This is a genomic window from Alphaproteobacteria bacterium (genome assembly GCA_030680745.1).
In the GTDB taxonomy this organism is placed as follows: domain Bacteria; phylum Pseudomonadota; class Alphaproteobacteria; order JAUXUR01; family JAUXUR01; genus JAUXUR01.
In genome coordinates, this window is record JAUXUR010000011.1 from 1 (window position 1) to 4,188 (window position 4,188).

2 protein-coding genes are annotated in these 4,188 nt (G+C 40.8%); both read left to right on the forward strand.

Going from position 1 to position 4,188, the window contains the following annotated elements; all coding sequences use genetic code 11:
- The first annotated feature begins 241 nt into the window (after positions 1–241).
- Positions 242–505: a succinate dehydrogenase assembly factor 2 gene (locus tag Q8L85_00770; GenBank protein MDP1723220.1), complete on the forward strand. Its 264-nt coding sequence runs from the start codon at positions 242–244 to the stop codon at positions 503–505.
- On the forward strand, positions 489–3,929 hold the full coding sequence (gene mfd, locus Q8L85_00775; GenBank protein ID MDP1723221.1) for a transcription-repair coupling factor: 3,441 nt from the start codon (positions 489–491) through the stop codon (positions 3,927–3,929). The genes Q8L85_00770 and mfd overlap by 17 nt, the downstream gene beginning before the upstream one ends.
- Positions 3,930–4,188: the final 259 nt, after the last annotated feature.

A 4,188-nucleotide genomic window follows, 5' to 3' on the forward strand; every position in this document is an offset into this window, starting at 1 on the left:
ATAAAGAAGATGTCATTGCCCAATTTATACAATTTTAACTTTAAGGAAGATCGTCTGGATCCCGCGAACAAGTCGCGGGACGTAGGAGGTGAGATGTTCAAAATTCGCACACCCTCCTAGTGAATTACAAAAAAAACAATACATCCGCACCAATAAAGTGTTTGAAAATAAGGCACCCCATGATAATCTCGTACAGTTTCGCATACGATGCCTTAACTAAAATTTATGGATTGAAAAACCTATGGACATAGAATCCAAGAAAAAAAGACTTTATTATATTGCCCACCACCGCGGCACCAAAGAAGCTGATATCATTATTGGTCGCTTTACGAATTTTATCCTTAAAAATATAACTGACGCTCAACTAAATGATTTTAATGATTTTCTACAAATTGCAGATGACAAACTGATCAATTGGTATTTTAAACGCGATCATCCAACACCAAAAGATTCAAATCCTTTTATTACGACTTTCATTAACTGGCATCATGACAATAAAAACTAATTTTTTAAATACTGAGCAATCAAGCACTATTTCAATTCCTATAGGCTTTGAGACCTATCTTTTGGGCACCGCCCTCACGCAATCCTCCAAAGATCTTATTTTTATAACCCAAGATGATCGTCATTTACAAGAAACCAAAGAAGCGCTTGATTTTTTTGCGCCCAATCACCCTAAAATTATTTTTCCCGCTTGGGATTGCTTGCCTTATGATCGCGTTTCGCCCACACGCGATCTGATCGGTCAACGTATTGCAAGTTTGGCCTCCATCTTAAATCATGATCCCAAACAACCCATTATAATCCTTACAACATCTGCTGCTATCCTTCAAAAAATACCCAAAAAAACATTATTTGAAGGCGCCACACGCCTTTTAAAACAAGGATTACAACTTAATCTTGATGATTGGGCATCGTATCTTACTAAAATTGGATATAACCGCACTGAAACTGTCCGTGAAGTCGGTGAATTTGCCTTACGTGGTGGGATTTTTGATATTTTTCCCTCTGGCCTCACCCAACCCATTCGTCTTGATCTTTTCGGCAATAACATCGAAAAACTTAAATATTTTGATGCCCTAACCCAACGAAGTTTAAGTGACGCAGGGCCACAAAAAATCTTCCCGATGGGCGAGATTTTACTGAACGAAACAACGATTCAACGTTTTAGATCAAAATATCGTCAAGAATTCGGCATTCAAGCAACTGAAAAAGACCAACTTTACAATCACATCAGCCAAGGCCATTTCATTCAAGGCGCTGAACATTGGTTGCCTCTTTTTTATGATGAATTATCAACCCTTTTTGATTATCTGCCAAATGCCTCTATTATTTTAGGCCATGATGTTGAAGAATCGATTGTCGCGCGTTTTGAACAGATCAACGAATTCTATCAAGCCCGTCTTGATTTCCTGAACAAAGGTAATGACAATCTTTACTATCCATTAAACCCTAATGCCTTGTATTTAATGAAAGATGAATGGCAAGACAACTTAACGTCTCGCCTTGTTCACATTATTACGAAACATAAAAAAACGGACGATGCAGAAGACGCATTTCAATTCCCACCGATATTCTCCCATATGCGGCTTGAGACTGATCAAAATATTTACGATCTTTTCAAAACCTGGCTGAAGAAAGCACAAAGCAATCACAAAGTTATTCTGGCTTGTCATAGTGAGGGATCTTTAGAACGACTTTCCAAAATCATGAAAGACCATGGTCTTCAAAATATTCAGCAGATTGAAGCTTGGTCAGATATTGCCCCCTACCCTAAAAATCATTTACTCCTTACAAAATTGCCTTTATCACGCGGCTTTTATACGGATAAAGTCATTTTTGTGGCCGAAGAAGATTTGCTGGGTGAGCGCATTATTCGCAACGTCAAGCGCAGACGATCCGACGAATTTATCGCCGAAGTCACCGCCCTTGAAGTAGGCGATCATGTCGTCCATTTGGAACACGGCATTGGTCAATTTGACGGCATCGAAACCATCCGCACCTTAAATGTACCACATGATTGTTTACGCGTCCTGTATCAAGGTGGCGATAAATTATACATCCCTGTTGAAAATATTGATGTTTTAACACGTTATGGATCCGAATCGGAGTCCACACATCTGGATAAATTGGGCCAACTTGCCTGGCAACAGCGTAAATCCAAAATCAAAGAACGCATCCAAGAAATGGCGCAAGAACTTATTCAAATTGCAGCTTTGCGTGCCGCCAAAACAGGTGAAACACTTCAAGCCCCCATCGGTGCCTATGATGAATTTTGTGCGCGTTTCCCCTATCCTGAAACCGATGACCAACTCAGTGCCATTTCAGATGTCTTGTCCGATCTCACCATCGGCAAACCCATGGATCGCCTTATTTGCGGCGATGTTGGCTTTGGTAAAACAGAAGTAGCGCTTCGTGCCGCTTTCCAAGCCGCCATTTCAGGCGCTCAAGTAGCAGTGGTTGTCCCCACAACCCTTTTGGCATTGCAACATTATAAAAATTTTCAGCGTCGTTTTGAGGGCTTCCCACTACGCATTCAAAAATTGTCGCGGTTTAATACAGCCAAAGAGCAAGCCAATATCAAAAAAGAACTCAGCGAAGGCAAAGTGGATATTGTCATCGGCACCCACGCCATTTTAAGCAAAGATATATCCATTCCCAATTTGGGATTGCTAATTATTGACGAAGAACAACATTTCGGCGTCGCGCAAAAAGAGCGCTTAAAACAAATTAAACCCAATGTGCATATCCTCACGTTGACTGCAACACCCATTCCACGAACCCTTCAAATGGCGTTATCGGGTGTCCGGGATTTAAGTTTAATTGCCACACCACCCATTGATCGTTTGGCTGTGCGTAGTTTCGTCCTTCCTTTTGATGGTGTTATTATCCGAGAAGCCATTTTGCGCGAAAGACATCGGGGCGGCCAAATTTTCTATATCTGCCCAAGGCTTGCTGATATTCCCAAAGTCACTGAAAAATTGCTAGAGCTCGTCCCCGATATTAAATATGCCATTGCCCATGGCAAATTATCCGGTCATGACCTTGAAGAATTGATGCAAGATTTCATGAACAAAAAATATGATCTGTTAATTGCCACCAATATTGTCGAATCGGGCTTAGATATCCCATCTGTTAATACCCTGATTGTTCATAAAAGTGACCATTTCGGTCTATCCCAATTATACCAATTACGTGGTCGTGTGGGACGCGGTAAAACACGCGCTTATGCCTATTTCACAACACCTTATGGTAAAAAAATCACCAAACCCGCTGAAAAAAGACTCCATGTCCTTGAAACCCTTGATCATCTAGGCGCAGGCTTTACGCTCGCTAGCCATGATCTGGATATTCGCGGCGCCGGCAATATGTTAGGCGATGAGCAATCAGGCCATATCAAAGAAGTCGGTGTTGAACTTTATCAAAACATGCTGCAAGAAGCATTATTAGCGCTTAAAGAAGACAAACCCCTAAATCCCGATTATTCACCCCAAATTCATTTAGGGATTCCTATATTAATACCAGAGGGTTACGTCAAAGATCTCAATGTCCGCATGAGCCTTTACAGACGTGCGTCAAACCTTAAAAACAAACCAGAAATAGATTCTTTTGCAGCAGAACTCATTGATCGTTTCGGTCCACTGCCCCAAGAAGTTGAAAATCTATTCGATGTATTGGAATGCAAACGTCTTTGTCTAGAAGTTGGCATTGAAAAAGCCGATTGTGGTCCCAAAGGCGCTGTCATTTCTTTTTATAAAAACACATTTAAAGCACCAGACAAATTAATTAATTATATACAAAAACAAGTTGGTAGCGTTAAATTACGACCAGACCATAAGCTTATTTTTGTCCGCGCCTGGCCAAATGACAAAGTGAAAATGGCTGGACTTAAGAAGGTGTTGCTGGATCTTAGGGCGTTATTGGGGTGAAATTGACTCATATTAATTATGTTACTATCTCTCACACATCGTCATTGCGAGCTCCCAAAGGGGGCGTGGCAATCTAAAATGGAGTCGAAGATCTTTGAGATTGCCGCGCGTCTTCGACGCTTCTAATGACCAAGACTTAAGATGTTGATAACAAGTCATTTTTTTTGACATCATTTTCCGGTTTTCTTAACAGCACATATCCCAACGATTGAGCACGCGACATTATATTTTTTAAAACTCTGTCTTTGTATTTTTGCTC